Here is a 13,935-nt window from a genome sequence, read left to right as displayed (position 1 = left end):
AAAATTCCGTACGGTCTGTACAAAAGCAATACAGACCACTCGCTGACGCCCACACCCAATAAGCGACGGCAGCTGGAGTTTGGGTTCCAATGTCAGAGAGGGCGAGTTAGGCGGTTGAGACGCAGGGCACTCACCGAAGCGATGGCGTCGAAGTCGGCGTCGAAGCTCACCAGCTCGGCGTTGTGGTGCAGGGCCACGGCGGCAACTAGCAGATCGAGGCTCAGCACAGTGCGGCCGATCCGGCGACAGGCTTGGCCCAGGTCAATCGCCTGCTGCCAGAGATCCGCTGGCGTGGGAAGCAAGGGCAGGGTGATGAACTGGGCTTCGAGCACTAGGGCCTCCTCGGGCCTTGCGGCACGGAGCACCTCGAAGCGAACCGGTTCTGCCAGATGGGCCGCGGGATCGAGCACATAGGGCGCGATGTACTGCTTGATGGCCGCCGGGCTGCGAGCCCGGGTGAAGTCGATCCAGAGACTGGTGTCGAGCAGAAGGGTCATGGGGCGATCTCCTGGGCCCGCAGGCGCTCGCGTTCCTGGTCTGCCTCGTAGGTCTCCAGCTCCACGCCCCACTCTCCGCTGAGAAACTTCTGGGCGATCTGCGCCCGGCGGCGCAGCTGCAGTGCTTCCTCCATCAACCGCCGGATGGCAGGCCCTTTTTTGCGCTCGCCGGTCAGCTCCAGGACTTCAGTCATCTCCTGGTCAGAAAGCTCCACGGTCACTTTCATGCTTCTTGCCTCCAGAAGTAGGACTCTAGGATCAGCATGACAGCGAAAGTCAATGGGGTGGCCTCCCTGCCCCATCCACCCGGCCCTTCACCTCAATAAAGAACAGATTCCCATCCGCATCAATCGATAGGTTGGCTACAGCCAGTTCGCCCTTTTCTTAAGCGACAGGGCGTGATCAACAGGATGTAATCGCGTAGGGCGGGCTCCAGCTCCCCATGCGCCGAGGCCGGAATTGGCGCCGCAGGGGCAATTCATTCCATTTTTCGTGCGAAAGAGCAGCAGGCACCCAAATGGATTGGCAGTATTACCAGATACGACGTTGCTGAAACCGGGCGTGGACACCTCAGCTTCCTGCTCAATGACCAGCAAGGGACAGGTCACCATCCCCAAGAGCCTGCGCCAGCAGCTCGGCCTCAGACCATTTCGGCCTACTCAAGAGTCGGTGCCCACCCTTACCGGTCGATTTTGATGTCGCCAGCCTGCCGCAACCGTGATCGGGCTCGACACCAATGTTTTAGCCCGCTATTTCGTGGAGGGAGAGGGCGCTGATGCCTCCACCCAGGACCAGCGCCAAGCCGCGCGCCAGTTGATCCATCAACTGGCGATCAAATCTCACTGGCTTTGAACCAACTCCCGTGGGGCCCTTGGTACGTAGCTTTCGCCCTGCTTTTGCTGCCGTGCTTGGCAATGCTCGAGCATGGCGCGGGCAACATTGAGGCCGGTCGCTGCCTCAAAGCCGCAGAAGCCTGGGGCACTGTTTACTTCGCAAACGCTATAGCCATCACCATCAAAAAGTAGATCCACTCCGGCAATATCAAGCTGCACGGCGGCGGCACTGGCCAAGGCCAGCTGTTCAATTGCGGGGGTGATGGCAAAGGCCTCACCATCACCACCACGGCTGATGTTCGCCTTGAAGCTGCCATCCGTACTTCGGCGCAGCATCGCGCCGAGCACCCTGCCACCGATCACAAATACCCGTAGGTCCTGGCCGGGGCGGGTATCGATGTACTGCTGCAGGATCAGGCTCTGGGATCGATCCAGGGCGGAGACAAGCTCCATTAGATCCTGGAAGCTCCGGGGGTCTTGGCTCAACACAATGCCATCGCCATAGGAACCAACCAGCAGCTTCACAACACAGGGGAAGCCAATTTGAGCCGCAACCAGCTCGAGGTTCACCGGAAAGCGCACCAGCATGGTGCGGGGAATCGGCAGATTGCGCTGGGCTAACAACTGGTGGGCATAGAGCTTGTCCTTGACCGCCTCGACCGCACCACTTGGGTTAATTACAGCCACATCAAGCTGTTCGAGTTGGCGCAGGATTGCCAGGGAGAAGTAGTCGGTGCCACTGCCAGTTCGGCTAAGCAGCACATCGGGAAGATCAACCTCTTGGCCACACCTACGGATCGAGCGGCGGCCTCCGCGGCTAACGATCAGATCGATCTCCTCGGGTGCTACGGCCTCTAGGGCCACCCCAAAATGCCGTGATTCCTCCCGTAGCCGCATCAACTCATAGGGCTCCACCAACCCCGAGCAACGTTTCTGCAGGATCCAGAGGTTCATGCCAGCCCTAGCCACCTGCCCACTGTTCTTGCGCCCTGGCAGTGGCTCCAAGCGGGGGCAGCACAGGCCAAAGCTGTAGGCGCAACAAGCAAAAAAGCAACGGCTCTGCTAGATGTGACATGCCTTTGATTCACTGCGGGGGGAGATGGGCTTTGTCCCCACCGTTGCCCTGCCGTGCCCGCTCTCAGCCGGCTGGGAGGTGGCAGAGCAGCGGCTGCTTGAACCGGGCCAGGGGGGCGGCTTCTCAGCAGGGGCCTATCGACCGGACCGGGATGAGTTGTGGTTGCTCAGCGATGCTTCCCGCGGCAGCATCAGCCGTTGGCGGGGCTTGCGAGCCGGCGGACTGCAGGGTCTGATTCCCATCTCAACGCTTGCACTACAGCAGCCCGAGCCCATGGACGGTGAGGGGCTGGTGGTGGGTGACAAGCACTTTTGGGTAGCTGCCGAGGGGCGACTAAAACCACCCCAACCCGCGGGTCTACTCAAATACAACATGGCTACGGGCTCCCTGCTAGGCAGCCAGGAGCTGCCGCCAGCTTGGCGCCTCTCCTCCGACCGTGGCCTGCGCAGCAATGGGGGCCCGGAATCCTTGAGCCAAGCATCTGCAGGCGGGGACCTGTTGATGGCAGCTGAAAAACCGCTGTTGCAGGACCCTCCCGATCGCGTGCGGCTACTGCGTTGGACAGCTGATGCCAGCGGCGCCCTACAACCTGCAGCGCTCCGACCCCTGGCCCTGCCGCCTGGCGGTTGGGGGCTCACCGACCTGCTGGTCACCAACCAGGGATTACTCGGTTTGTGGCGCCTATTTAAGGCACCGGACCAGTGGCAGGCGCGACTGGTGCTTTACCCCCCTAACGCCATCACAACCCCTAAATCCAACAACGCAGCCGCAACCCCACTGGCACCCCTGATCAGCTGGAATCTGCTGAAACTCGGTCTTGCCCCAGACAACTGGGAAGTGCTGCTGGCGGCTCCACCCCTGGGCAACGGCCGCCCAAGCCTGCTGCTGGCGACCGACGACAACTTCAATCCGCTGCAACGCTCACACCTGGCCAGGCTGGTACCGCGCCAACTGCCGGGCTGCCGGGCTGCCAAGTCCCAAGTGCCAAGTACCAACCCATAGATGACCCGCTCCGTACTTAAACGTCGCCAGCTACTCGAATTGTTGGGCATCGGTGCCGGCAGCACCGCCGCCGTGCTGCTTTTACCGCAACTGGAGGCCGGCGGCAGCGGCACTACGGGAAAGGCTGCCCTGCCCTTTCGGCCCGTGCGTGCCCCCCTGCCCTTGCCAGGCGATGGGCTGGGCGCGGCAGATCAGCGGCGGCTGTATCGCAGCTTCAAGGTAGAAGACAAACTGCTGGTTCCCGAGGGTTATCGAGCCGAGCTAATCGCCGTATGGGGAGATCCCCTAGCCCAGGGCCGCTTTGGTTTCAATAACGACTACCTGGCCTTCCAGCCCCTAGCCGATGCCAGGGCTCTGTTGAGCATCAACTTCGAATACATCAGCCCGCAGACCTGGGCGGCAGGTTTTGCAGAAGCCGTAGGCAGCCCCCTGCCGCTGGAGCCCCTGCGGCAGGCCCTGGCCAGCCGCGGCGGCAGCGTTGATGTGGCCAGCCTGGCCGCAAACGACCCCCTGCGCCCACTGATCGAGACCGTGGCCAGCGCCGCCATGGCCGACCTCGGCATCGGCGTGATCGAGCTAGAGCAAGGACCAGCAGGCTGGCGACGTAGGGGCGGCAGCCGCTACGAAAGGCGCATCGATGGCCTCAGCGGGCTCAACGAACCAAGGCAGACACTGCGCTGCAGCGGTCCGGCAGCTGCGGTATTTCGCCACAGCCAGCCACTTGGCTACCGCGATGGCCTGGGTGATCAAATCATCGGCACCTTTGCCAATTGCGCCGGCGGCACCACCCCCTGGGGCACCGTGCTGAGCGCTGAGGAAAACTTTCAGTCGCAGGTGGCCGAGGCCGTCCATGCCGATGGCTCGGCGTCTTCCCCCCAGGCGAAGCCTTTCCGCTGGGATGGGGCACGCCTCGATGGGCTCGGCAATCCCTTTCGGCTGGCCGGCAACAAGTACGGCTGGATGGTGGAATTTGACCCCCGCGACCCCAATTCAGCCGTCGTAAAACACAGCATGTTGGGTCGCTTTCGCCACGAGGCCGTGGCCGTTGTGGCCAGGGCCGGCGAGCCGCTCGTGGTGTACTCGGGCTGCGATCGCCATGGCGGACATCTGTACCGCTTTGTCAGTGACGCGCCCGTGCGTGACCGGCGCGATCCCGCCAATTCAAACCTTTTAACGGCTGGCCGGCTGGAGGTGGCACGTTTCAACGTCGCAGGCAGCGGCAGCTGGATCGCCCTCGAGCCGGAAACTGCCGTGCAACCAAAACCTCCCAGCCATTACGAGCGCTTTGGTTGGCAGCAACCAACCGTGCTGCCCCATGGCGACCGCCAGCGCAGCGGCAGTGAGGCCCTTGGCAGCGATGTCGATCTTCAGGCCTACTGCGGCCGCTACAAAACCCTTGGCGATCTCTACCCATTGGGCGGCGCTGGCATAGACGCAAAATTGCGACAGCAGGGGGCGATCCTGATCGATGCCCACCTGGCCGCCAACGCTGCGGGTGCCACCGCCTGCCCCCGCCCAGAAGACACCGACATCGACCCGATCAATGGCGACCTGCTGATCGCCTTCACGGCGGCGGGTCGAGATGAAGGCGGCAGCAGTGATCCAGCGATCTTCCGCGGCCCCAAGGGCGAAACCCTTTGGCCCCACGGTTGGGTAATGCGACTGAGCGACGGCGACAGCACTCGAGGGTCCAACTTCCGCTGGCGGATGGTGGCCTCCGGCGGCCTGCCCTGGGAAGGTGGGCTTGGATTCAGCCACCCCGACAACCTGGCCTTTGACCCAGCCGGCAACCTCTGGCTGGTGAGCGATCGCTCCGGTGATGCTGACCTAGACGTCTTTGGCAACAACAGCTGCTGGCTGCTACCGCGCGCCGGCGCCTTGGCGGGCAAGGCCCTCTGCTTTGCAATCGGTCCAGTGGGCTGTGAACTGTGTGGGCCCTGCTTTGATGAGGGGTTTCGCACCCTGTTTATGGCGGTGCAGCACCCGGGCGAGGGTCAGGGTGTGCGCCAGGGCAAGGAGGTGGAAGCCCAATCCCACAGCCTGGTGGACCGCAGCGGCCAACGCTTTGAGCAGTTGCGCTGGGTGCCCCTCGGCTCTAACTGGCCCTCCGGCGTACCCGCCAGGCCGCCCAGGCCCGGGGTAGTGGCAATCCGCAGACTCGACGGCAAACCCCTGCTGGGTTGATCAGTCGGCCACGGATTTGCCCGTAGGCATCAGCTTTGCCCGTAGGCATCAGCTTTACCCGTAGGCATCAGCTTTACCCGTAGGAATCGGGCACAAAAAACTGCCCATTCAGGGGGGGACGTCGATAATCTCCAACCGCCTTTCGGGGCGGCAATTCAATCTGCTCCGGTGTCATGTCTTCATAGGGAACCTTGCTCAAGATATGGCGAATGCAATTAAGGCGCGCCCGACGTTTGTCATCGGCTTCAACGGTAAACCAAGGTGCCTCTGGAATATTAGTGCGGGCAAACATCTCATCCTTGGCTTGGGAAAACTCGACCCAGCGGTCCCGCGACTCAAGATCCATGGGGCTCAATTTCCATCGCCTGGCCGGATCCTTTAGTCGTGAGAGGAAACGCACTTCCTGCTCCCCATCACTGACGGAGAACCAATACTTGATCAGGCTGATGCCACTTCGCACAAGCATCCTTTCAAATTCCGGGCACGACTGCAGGAACTCCTCCACCTGGGCAGGGCTGCAGAAGTTCATCACCCTCTCCACACCTGCCCTGTTGTACCAAGATCTATCAAAGAGCACCATCTCACCAGCCGATGGTAAATGCTCCACATAGCGCTGGAAATACCACTGGGATTTCTGCTGATCAGATGGGGTTCCCAGGGCAACAACCCTGCAGCCCCTTGGATTTAGCGTCTCAGTAATACGCTTAATAGTGCCACCTTTACCAGCCGCATCACGGCCTTCAAAAAGAATTACCAGGCGATAGCCAGTATGCTTTATCCAATACTGCATCTTGACAAGTTCAACCTGCAACCTAACGAGCTCTTTCCCATATAGGTTGCTATCCATCACTGGTTGCTATCCATCACTGGCTGCTATCCGCGCTGTCGGCCCTGTGATGATCCATAGAAATATTCCCCTAACGCCATGCCAATGCTAGGCCAAGGATTTCTGCAGGGATTTGGCAATGACTTCCTTAACCTCCCTGGAAAGCAATACGAAGAGATAGTCGGGTTCGCGATATTGATTTGGCAGGCAATTGTGCAGAACTTCAAGGCGCTGCCAGCACACGGTGCGGCGCACCTTGTTGATCGTTTTACCCTCGCGAATCAAGATGCGTAGGGCTTTGCAATAGAGCGGATAGCTGGCCTCAAGCTCACCAATGGTGAGGGTGGAAGCCGTAGTGGCAATGGTCATAGAACCCGTATTTCCTTTTGCCTATGCCAACTCTCAGTCCACGGCCAGCCTTTTCGATCCCCCCATACGGGGACAATTCAAAGACCGACCACCACCACCCCTAGAGCTTGACCATGCCGCAGCGCATGCCCTTCAGAACGGCCTGGAGCCTGTTGCTCACATCAAGGGTCTTGAGGAGCCGCTTCGTGTAGGTCCTGGCTGTCTCCTCACTCACCACAAGCTGCTCGGAAATCGCCCGATCTGAAAGGCCACTGGCCAACAAATCCAATACCTCATATTCCCGGGGAGTCAGCCGGGGACAACTGAGGTAAGGCAAGGCACCAGATCGCAGCGAGGGGCTTCTATAGGAGTGCTGCCCCATCAAGGCAATCACCGCCGCCTGCAGGGGCCGCTGATCCCCAGCAAAATCAGCCTGCGCCACCACCGCCTCCAGCCAGGGAGCATCGGCATATTCCGCGGGGATCACATCCCCCAGGGCCAGCACAACTGCCCTAAGGCCTGGTTGGGCCTTGCGGGCGAGACGCACCAGCTCAAAGCCGTTGCCATACTCCAGATGGTCCGTGGCGATCAGTAGCCCGTAGGGCTGTTTGGCCAGATAGGCCAAACAACTGGCCTGGTCGGTGACCGCACAGCCAATTCGCTCCCGCTCTTGGAAGCTCTCGCAGACCGAGCGCAGCAAAAATTTTCCTTTCAGGGCAAGGGCCACCCGGCCCTCGATTGCCCCCGCCACTAGCACCTGGTCGAGGGTGCTGCCCTCCAGGCTGGTAAGAAAGGGTGTCAGGTCCATAGGACACTCCTCCAGCGCAGGAAAAATCTGCCTTGGGGCTGATCAAATCTAGGCCGCTAGGCCCTGAGGCGTGGTTGTTACATCTTTCACGGCCCTATTGGGGAAAGGCAGCGCAAACCCTTACCGTTTTTTAACTTAAGCGGAGCATGCCCTGCCCATGACCGGTAGCAATCCCAGCACCAACTCCGCCAATATCGCCGCCACCACTGGCCAAGAGGTGGCCCGTCGGGACACGATTCTCTTGGTAGATGACGACGCCAACATCCGGCGGGTGTTGGAAACCAGGCTCAGCATGTTTGGTTACGACGTGGCCACCGCTTCCGATGGGGAGGAGGCCCTGGCCCTATTCCAAACGGTGGAACCAGATCTGGTGGTGCTCGACGTAATGATGCCGAAGATGGATGGCTATGCCGTCCTAAAAGCCCTGCGCATGGATTCCGATGTGCCGGTGGTGATGCTCACCGCCTGCTCGGAAGTGAAAGATCGCATTCTTGGCCTGGAGCTTGGCGCCGACGACTACGTGATCAAACCCTTTAGCCCCAAGGAGCTAGAGGCCAGGATCCGCTGCGTGCTGCGTCGCTCGGGCGGCTCCGCCCAGGCCAGCCCCAACAGCACCACCAACCGGGAAATCACCGTTGGCGAACTCCGGGTGATCCCCCACAAGCGCCAAGTATTTAAAAGTGGCGAGCGGGTACGGCTCACGGGCATGGAATTCGACCTGCTCGAAATGCTGATCAGTCGCTCTGGCGAACCGCTCACCCGCCAAGACATGCTCACCAAAATCTGGGGCTACACCCCCGAGCGCCACTCCGACACCCGGGTGGTGGATGTGCACATCTCCCGGCTGCGCAACAAGATCGAAGACGATCCAGAAAACCCCGAGCTAGTAATCACCGCCAGGGGCACCGGATATCTTTTCCAGCGCCTACCTTCCAGCAACGCCGGCTGATAAAAACGGCCCCTGGCCCCAGCCCTACTTAGCTTCCATTAACAGCGCCGTAAATAATGCTGTTAGCAACAACCAAACATACATTTTGGTTCCAAATACCAACTACCAATTACTTTTCGGCAGCGTGCAGGCCACCGGAACATCCACAATTACCTTTGTGGTTAACTCCGATGGCAATAACTACAGCCTCAACGCCGATTGTCAGTCCGGCCTACTCAATGGCCAGGCACCAAGCAGTGCCCAGGAGGCACAAGTGCTAAACAGCGCCTGCCAGGTTGCCTTTGGCAACGCCTAAATCCAGACAAATTAGGCTGATTTACGAAAACCGACAAAATGAAAAGGTGCAACGCGGGAAACCCCATGGGGACAAACGCTTAAAGAGATTGGTCAATTGACCAACCTCCTGCAGCGTCAAAACCAAAGTATTACCACCGGCAAAAGCCGGATACAAGTAACCCTTATCTCATCCGAAATTCAACTAGATCTCAGCTTCCCTGGAGCTTAAGGGAACCCGCTGAAGTCAGATTGCGAAGCCAGCTGCCAGGCTTGGAACCCTGAACTGCCTTAATCGCCAGGTAGGTAAGTAGAGGTTCAATCAAAACTATCGGCAGATAGGAGATTGCCCAGGTAGCCCAGCTCTGCAGTGGAGTCGCTTCGCTGCCATTCAGCAACCAAAATCCCACCATCACCACCACACCGGAGTAGTAGATGGCATCGAATTTGACAATTTGGGCCCAGTTCACCGCCAAGCCATTCTCACCCTTGGCAAAAAAGCGTTTGCCAAGCAACTGATGGGTGGCGATCAGAGGCAAGATCAATGAAAGCGTATTGACACCCAAGTGCATCAAATCTTGGGGCTCAAATACCAGGCCCTGCAGGAGCAAGCCAATGGCAAAGCCAAACATGGCAGGCAAGAAACCAAATAGAAAATAGACAATGGAGGCCCCTACTAGGTGGAGCTCCGATGGTCCAACCGGAAAATGCACAACCTGCATCAGCAGCGAAAAGATCAACGCTGCAGCAATGGTCTTTACAAGCAGCAGGGGCTTCTTGAGCAGGGCAGGCGCAAAACCGGCAAGGGTGACTAGGGCGGTGTAGTTAGCACCAATAATCTTTGGAGCAGCAAGGATGCCGGGATGGATGTGCATGGTTTTAGGGTTTGCGAAAAACTTCGGCGAGAAACTTTGGCGAAATTACAAATAGAAAAAATAAATTAACTAAATACCACCACTCGCCAGGGCCAGGCCCGAGAGAATTACCCCAGAAAGGGTGAATCCCACAGCAACTGGAATTGCAAGGCGAGTAATACCCCGATTAGCAAAATATTTGCAGACCCCATAGGAGCAACCCGCCACCAGCGCCGAAGCAGCTAGGGCACCCATCCACCAACCAAGGCTGCTGCCGTCCTGGGGGACCTCCAGGCCATGGAGCATGGAGTGAAAGCTCACCCCCAGGGCCACCAGCGCCGGGGTGAAGGTAATGCTGCGTCCCTTGGCAGAGGCAAAAATGACTATTCCCAGTGCCACAATCGCTAGGGCCGCCAACAGCTCACCCGCCGGCAAATTGAGGCCGAAGGAAGCCAAAGAGCTGCCAACCATCCCGCCAACTAGGGCGCCGCCAAGGGCCCAGCCCAGCAGCGCAGGGGAAATAAATGCCCCTACGGCGCCCACTGCCAACAGCATCAAGAGGTGGTCGAGCCCCATCAGGGGATGCATCAGGCCACCAGCCAATCCCCCACCAGCTAGGCCAGCGCCGGCTGAGCCGTGGGCCTGGGCTGGAATCGCCGCAAGCAGCAGGGTTGCAACAGCAGAAAAGGACGCCAACGGCGCCGAAAAACGTTTCATGGGCAATGCTCGGTCCGCGCCGAGATCGAGGTGGTAGACAGACGGCGAGTGTTCTGACTAAGGGGCACAACCCCATCACAGTTGCGGGACAGCGGCGGATTTGGGTAACCCCTCACCGCACTTTCCTCGTTTGACCAGCTCCAGGGAGCCGGATCCGTCGATCGAACCCTAGACGGGAATTGGCCTGGGGCCCAGCTTCGCCACAAAGATCGCCTGGACAAAGCGGCGGCGGCGAAAGCGGGTCCAAATTTCAGCCTGCCTGAAGCTCTTGCGCTGCTGGAACTGCAGCCACCAGGCCTGCAAATCGGGGCGGGCCTCCAGGTCCAGCTCCTGGATCATCTCCAAACGGGCAAACAACACAGCCACCACCACATCGGCGCTGCTGGGGCGATCGCCAAACAGGCCTGGCCCCCCAGTCACCAGGGGCAAAGAAGCCAGATAGCTGCCCACCTGAGTCCGCATCAAATCGAGTTTGTCCAGCTGGCTGCCCTGGCTGAAATAGGCAAGTCTCTCCCGGTTTTGCTGCGCCTTCGCCCGCAGGCTGGCCCCTCCATCGGCGGCCCCCTCTGCCCGCCGCTCCAGGCCGTCGACAAGCGATTGGAGCAGCTTCGGCACGATCCGCTTCAGCACGGGATTACTGAGAATGGCCTTACCAAAGGTGAGGTCCTCGATCGAGATGGCGTAGTGGCCCGCCACCACATCGGCAATCTGATCTCGCAAATTGGGGCAAAAATCCAGCCAGGTAGCAGCAGCCGACTGGGATGCAAAGGTCAGGATGTCGCGGCTATCAGTCCAGATCCGAGCCCCAGGGGAGCTCCAATCGGCCGCACAAAGTGTCGGCACCGTCATCGCCGGGTTGAGCTGGCGGTAGCGATCACCTAGCTGCTGCTTGGCCAAATGGATATCTATTAATTGGCTGCAAAACGCCACGCCCGCCTCCACCAGGGCCAGCCGGGCCACCATCGAGTAATAGGAAGGTGCCGCGTGCAGCAGCACAAGCTCTTGATCGCCCATTGACCGATCATCGGCTGGCAGCGGCAAAATGAAAACCAATCCAGGCAGGTCCCATGGGGAGTGACGGGAACCAGCCAAGCCTGCACATCCTGATCACCGGCGCCAGCTCCGGGATCGGCTTCGAAGCGGCAAGCCAGTTGCTAGCAGCTGGCCATCAACTAACCCTGCCCTGCCGGGATGGGGCCACGGCCACTGGGCTGCGCAACCGCCTTGCGGGCCTGGGCCAGGGCCTGGAAAGCCAGATCCAAACGCCGATCTGCGATCTGGCGGATCTGGGCAGTGTCCTGGAGTGCGGCCAATCCTTGCTCCAGGCAGGCAAACCCATACACAGCCTGGTGCTCAACGCAGGCCTGCAATACAGCGGCGCCGCCGAGACGCGATGGTCGGCCCAGGGCTTTGAGCTGACGATCGCCGTAAACCATCTGGCCCACCAGGTGCTGCTGCAGCAGCTTTTGCCCCTGCTGAAGCAGGCCAGCAAGCCGCGGCTGGTGGTTACGGGCTCGGAGGTGCACGACCCCAGCACCCCTGGCGGCAAGGTCGGCCAGGCTGCCGGGCTTGGCGATCTAGACGGGCTGCGCCAGGGCCCGGGGGCGCCGATGCTCGATGGAATCAGCCGCTTCAATGCCGAAAAGGCCTACAAGGACAGCAAGCTCTGCAACCTGCTGATGGCCCAGGAGCTGGAACGCAGACAACGGGGGCAAATTCAGGTGCTGGCCTGGAGCCCGGGGCTGGTGATCCCGCGCCAAGACGGCGGCTTCTTTCGCTACAGCCGCAGCCACAACCCCTTGGGCCAAGCCCTCTTTGCCTTCGCTGCCCGAGACCTGCTGCGGGTCTGCGAAACACCCCAAAAAGCGGGGGCACTGCTGGCGGGGCTGGCAAGCAATTTCATGGACAAACGGCCTGGCTTTGGCTACTGGAGCAACAGGGTGCTGGGCCCCGGCAGGTTGGAATTTGGGCCATCCGAGCCCAGTGCTGAGGCCAAATCCGAAGCACTAGCCCGTGAGCTATGGGACCTCAGTGAGCGCTGGGGAAGGAGCTAGGCCAAATCTGCGCGAACCAACATCACAGCAACGGCGAAGCAACGGCGCAGAGATGAAGCCGCTAAGGTAAATAAATGAACAATATGGCCGGCAATAATATGGTCGGCAAAATATCAAGTTTTAAGCAACAAATCGATGCCTCCATAGTACGTAGGCATTAGATGACCATAAGCGTAATAACCCCCACCAGGCTCCTGCCGGATCGCCTGGAGATGCTGGAGGAGCTAAATCAAAGCCTCAAAAACAATGACTGCGATATTGAGCACGTAATAGTTGTAGACGGAACAAAACGGGAGCCTCTGCCCATAGATTTCTGCAAATATGCAACCATAATTTATACCGAACGCCCCGTGGGCCAGGCGGCAGCTCGAAACCTAGGGCTAGCCGTGGCAAAGGGCCGCTGGATTACCAGTGCAGACGACGACGACTGGCTCCACCCCCATTCAATCGACAAACGGCTGGAAGCAATCAATTGCAACCATGGTGCCCTTTGGGCGGCTGGTTATTGCACCGATGACCACAAGCTGGATCCCGCAATAGTGTCCCCAGGCCCCAGTGCGGCTGGGGACATTTGGCGGGCATGGCCCAGCCCAAGCGACAGCATTCCCCTCGGTCCAACCACCCTGCTGGTGGAGGCAAATTTGCTTAAAAAAGCTGGGGGCTGGATGGGGCTCCCCCAGGCGGAAGACATTGGCATGATGATGGCAGTTACATCAATGGCGCCGGGCGTAGTAATCGGGGCATACGTGTATCACATCCGCCTCCATGGCGGCCAGATGACCAAAACCAAATGGTTCAATGATCTGGAGCTTCTTTCACGAAAATCCGCCTGGGAAAGGGGCGAACAGATCCTTGCTCGTACGCAAATAAATATCCAACAGGAAGCTTTGGAACTGGCCATGGGGCCACGGAACCCTATGGAGCACCGCGCTCCATGCCGTGATTTCCACTCCCGCCAGCCAGCAACTGATCCAGCTGGCAGTTCCCTACTTGTCCCAACGCGATAGCGCCACCTCCCAGGGCGAGCGCATGTGCTTTTCATCCAGCTGCGCGATGGCCGCAGCCTTCCTCAAACCAACAACCCTGGCAGGTGCAGCACAACCGGACGACCAGTATCTCCAAATCGTGCAGCGCTATGGCGACAGCACCAGCGCCCCGGCCCAACTACAGGCCCTTAGAAGGCTGGGCATTGCGGCCCGCTTTCGCAGCGATGGCTCAATCCAACTGTTAATTAGCCGATTGATGCGGGGCATCCCCTGCCCGGTGGGGTGGTTGCACCATGGCCCAGTCAGCGCCCCCAGAGGTGGCGGCCACTGGAGCCTGGTGGTGGGTTTTGATCCGGCCAGCTCCCAATGGCTGATGCACGATCCCTACGGAGAAGCGGATCTGGTGGCCGGGGGCTTCTGCAAGCGCTCGGTCGGCAGCGGCCGGTCCGTGCGTTATTCGTCTAAAAACTGGGGGAGCCGCTGGATGGTGGAGGGCCCCAGCAGCGGATGGTGGCTAGATCTGAGCTGA

Annotated in this window: 16 protein-coding genes and 1 riboswitch; of the genes, 7 read left to right on the top strand and 9 right to left on the bottom strand. The window is 59.8% G+C overall.

What is annotated here, in order from left to right; all coding sequences use genetic code 11:
* Nucleotides 1-92: 92 nt before the first annotated feature.
* The 3 genes from KBY49_RS01740 to KBY49_RS01730 form a co-directional block, all read right to left on the bottom strand.
* The gene (locus tag KBY49_RS01740; RefSeq protein ID WP_254933050.1) at nt 93-497 is read right to left on the bottom strand and encodes a PIN domain-containing protein; all 405 of its coding nucleotides are present in this window, start codon (nt 495-497) and stop codon (nt 93-95) included.
* Nucleotides 494-724, bottom strand: a complete 231-nt coding sequence (locus KBY49_RS01735) for a hypothetical protein (protein WP_254933049.1) — start codon at nt 722-724, stop codon at nt 494-496. The genes KBY49_RS01740 and KBY49_RS01735 overlap by 4 nt, the downstream gene beginning before the upstream one ends.
* Nucleotides 725-1,336: 612 nt before the next feature.
* The gene (locus tag KBY49_RS01730; RefSeq protein ID WP_254933048.1) at nt 1,337-2,284 is read right to left on the bottom strand and encodes a RimK family alpha-L-glutamate ligase; all 948 of its coding nucleotides are present in this window, start codon (nt 2,282-2,284) and stop codon (nt 1,337-1,339) included.
* A gap of 145 nt (nt 2,285-2,429) precedes the next feature.
* Between KBY49_RS01730 and KBY49_RS01725 the strand changes: the two genes are divergently transcribed.
* A complete protein-coding gene (locus KBY49_RS01725) occupies nt 2,430-3,407 on the top strand; it encodes an esterase-like activity of phytase family protein (protein ID WP_254933047.1) in 978 nt (325 codons plus the stop codon).
* Nucleotides 3,408-5,591: a PhoX family phosphatase gene (locus tag KBY49_RS01720; RefSeq protein ID WP_254933046.1), complete on the top strand. Its 2,184-nt coding sequence runs from the start codon at nt 3,408-3,410 to the stop codon at nt 5,589-5,591.
* Nucleotides 5,592-5,664: 73 nt separating this feature from the next.
* Here KBY49_RS01720 and ppk2 read toward each other — a convergent pair whose 3' ends face one another.
* From ppk2 to KBY49_RS01705, 3 genes are all read right to left on the bottom strand, one after another.
* Nucleotides 5,665-6,438, bottom strand: a complete 774-nt coding sequence (ppk2, locus tag KBY49_RS01715; RefSeq protein ID WP_254933975.1) for a polyphosphate kinase 2 — start codon at nt 6,436-6,438, stop codon at nt 5,665-5,667.
* 87 nt (nt 6,439-6,525) lie between these two features.
* Nucleotides 6,526-6,786, bottom strand: a complete 261-nt coding sequence (locus KBY49_RS01710; protein WP_254933045.1) for a DUF3136 domain-containing protein — start codon at nt 6,784-6,786, stop codon at nt 6,526-6,528.
* A gap of 100 nt (nt 6,787-6,886) precedes the next feature.
* Complete coding sequence (locus KBY49_RS01705) at nt 6,887-7,573, bottom strand: LuxR C-terminal-related transcriptional regulator (protein WP_254933044.1); 687 nt, start codon at nt 7,571-7,573, stop codon at nt 6,887-6,889.
* 157 nt (nt 7,574-7,730) lie between these two features.
* Between KBY49_RS01705 and rpaB the strand changes: the two genes are divergently transcribed.
* Together rpaB and KBY49_RS01695 are read left to right on the top strand one after the other, a co-directional pair.
* Nucleotides 7,731-8,522, top strand: a complete 792-nt coding sequence (rpaB, locus tag KBY49_RS01700; RefSeq protein ID WP_254933043.1) for a response regulator transcription factor RpaB — start codon at nt 7,731-7,733, stop codon at nt 8,520-8,522.
* 85 nt (nt 8,523-8,607) lie between these two features.
* Nucleotides 8,608-8,817, top strand: a complete 210-nt coding sequence (locus tag KBY49_RS01695; RefSeq protein WP_254933042.1) for a hypothetical protein — start codon at nt 8,608-8,610, stop codon at nt 8,815-8,817.
* Nucleotides 8,818-9,007: 190 nt separating this feature from the next.
* Here the strand turns inward: KBY49_RS01695 and KBY49_RS01690 are convergent, their stop codons facing one another.
* The 3 genes from KBY49_RS01690 to KBY49_RS01680 all read right to left on the bottom strand — a co-directional run bounded on the left by KBY49_RS01690 (nt 9,008) and on the right by KBY49_RS01680 (nt 11,380).
* Complete coding sequence (locus tag KBY49_RS01690) at nt 9,008-9,670, bottom strand: energy-coupling factor ABC transporter permease (RefSeq protein ID WP_254933041.1); 663 nt, start codon at nt 9,668-9,670, stop codon at nt 9,008-9,010.
* 69 nt (nt 9,671-9,739) lie between these two features.
* Nucleotides 9,740-10,345 (bottom strand): HupE/UreJ family protein, encoded by a 606-nt coding sequence (locus KBY49_RS01685; protein WP_254933040.1) that lies wholly within the window; start codon nt 10,343-10,345, stop codon nt 9,740-9,742.
* Between the two features lie 46 nt (nt 10,346-10,391).
* Nucleotides 10,392-10,540, bottom strand: a riboswitch (cobalamin riboswitch).
* Nucleotides 10,535-11,380, bottom strand: coding sequence for a glutathione S-transferase family protein (locus KBY49_RS01680; protein WP_254933039.1), 846 nt, complete (start codon nt 11,378-11,380; stop codon nt 10,535-10,537). It overlaps the preceding riboswitch by 6 nt.
* A 53-nt stretch (nt 11,381-11,433) precedes the next feature.
* On the opposite strand from KBY49_RS01680, the gene KBY49_RS01675 reads away from it, so the two are divergent.
* The 3 genes from KBY49_RS01675 to KBY49_RS01665 all read left to right on the top strand — a co-directional run bounded on the left by KBY49_RS01675 (nt 11,434) and on the right by KBY49_RS01665 (nt 13,935).
* Complete coding sequence (locus tag KBY49_RS01675) at nt 11,434-12,420, top strand: SDR family NAD(P)-dependent oxidoreductase (RefSeq protein ID WP_254933038.1); 987 nt, start codon at nt 11,434-11,436, stop codon at nt 12,418-12,420.
* Between the two features lie 161 nt (nt 12,421-12,581).
* Nucleotides 12,582-13,427, top strand: coding sequence for a glycosyltransferase (locus tag KBY49_RS01670; protein ID WP_254933037.1), 846 nt, complete (start codon nt 12,582-12,584; stop codon nt 13,425-13,427).
* A complete protein-coding gene (locus KBY49_RS01665; protein WP_254933036.1) occupies nt 13,411-13,935 on the top strand; it encodes a hypothetical protein in 525 nt (174 codons plus the stop codon). The genes KBY49_RS01670 and KBY49_RS01665 overlap by 17 nt, the downstream gene beginning before the upstream one ends.

The sequence above is a fragment of the Cyanobium sp. WAJ14-Wanaka genome, from assembly GCF_024345375.1.
Taxonomy (GTDB): Bacteria; Cyanobacteriota; Cyanobacteriia; order PCC-6307; family Cyanobiaceae; genus Cyanobium_A.
The sequence above is the reverse complement of the archived record's forward strand: the minus strand, read 5'-3'. Positions and strand labels throughout refer to the sequence as shown.

Bases quoted from the DNA above. Each gene is read 5' to 3' on its own strand.
- KBY49_RS01710 (WP_254933045.1), bottom strand. From the start codon at position 6,786: ATGACCATTGCCACTACGGCTTCCACCCTCACCATTGGTGAGCTTGAG.
- KBY49_RS01720 (WP_254933046.1), top strand. From the start codon at position 3,408: ATGACCCGCTCCGTACTTAAACGTCGCCAGCTACTCGAATTGTTGGGC.
- rpaB (WP_254933043.1), top strand. From the start codon at position 7,731: ATGACCGGTAGCAATCCCAGCACCAACTCCGCCAATATCGCCGCCACC.
- KBY49_RS01680 (WP_254933039.1), bottom strand. From the start codon at position 11,380: ATGGGCGATCAAGAGCTTGTGCTGCTGCACGCGGCACCTTCCTATTAC.
- KBY49_RS01690 (WP_254933041.1), bottom strand. From the start codon at position 9,670: ATGCACATCCATCCCGGCATCCTTGCTGCTCCAAAGATTATTGGTGCT.
- KBY49_RS01675 (WP_254933038.1), top strand. From the start codon at position 11,434: ATGGGGAGTGACGGGAACCAGCCAAGCCTGCACATCCTGATCACCGGC.
- KBY49_RS01730 (WP_254933048.1), bottom strand. From the start codon at position 2,284: ATGAACCTCTGGATCCTGCAGAAACGTTGCTCGGGGTTGGTGGAGCCC.
- KBY49_RS01735 (WP_254933049.1), bottom strand. From the start codon at position 724: ATGAAAGTGACCGTGGAGCTTTCTGACCAGGAGATGACTGAAGTCCTG.
- KBY49_RS01740 (WP_254933050.1), bottom strand. From the start codon at position 497: ATGACCCTTCTGCTCGACACCAGTCTCTGGATCGACTTCACCCGGGCT.
- ppk2 (WP_254933975.1), bottom strand. From the start codon at position 6,438: ATGGATAGCAACCTATATGGGAAAGAGCTCGTTAGGTTGCAGGTTGAA.
- KBY49_RS01670 (WP_254933037.1), top strand. From the start codon at position 12,582: ATGACCATAAGCGTAATAACCCCCACCAGGCTCCTGCCGGATCGCCTG.
- KBY49_RS01725 (WP_254933047.1), top strand. From the start codon at position 2,430: ATGGGCTTTGTCCCCACCGTTGCCCTGCCGTGCCCGCTCTCAGCCGGC.
- KBY49_RS01705 (WP_254933044.1), bottom strand. From the start codon at position 7,573: ATGGACCTGACACCCTTTCTTACCAGCCTGGAGGGCAGCACCCTCGAC.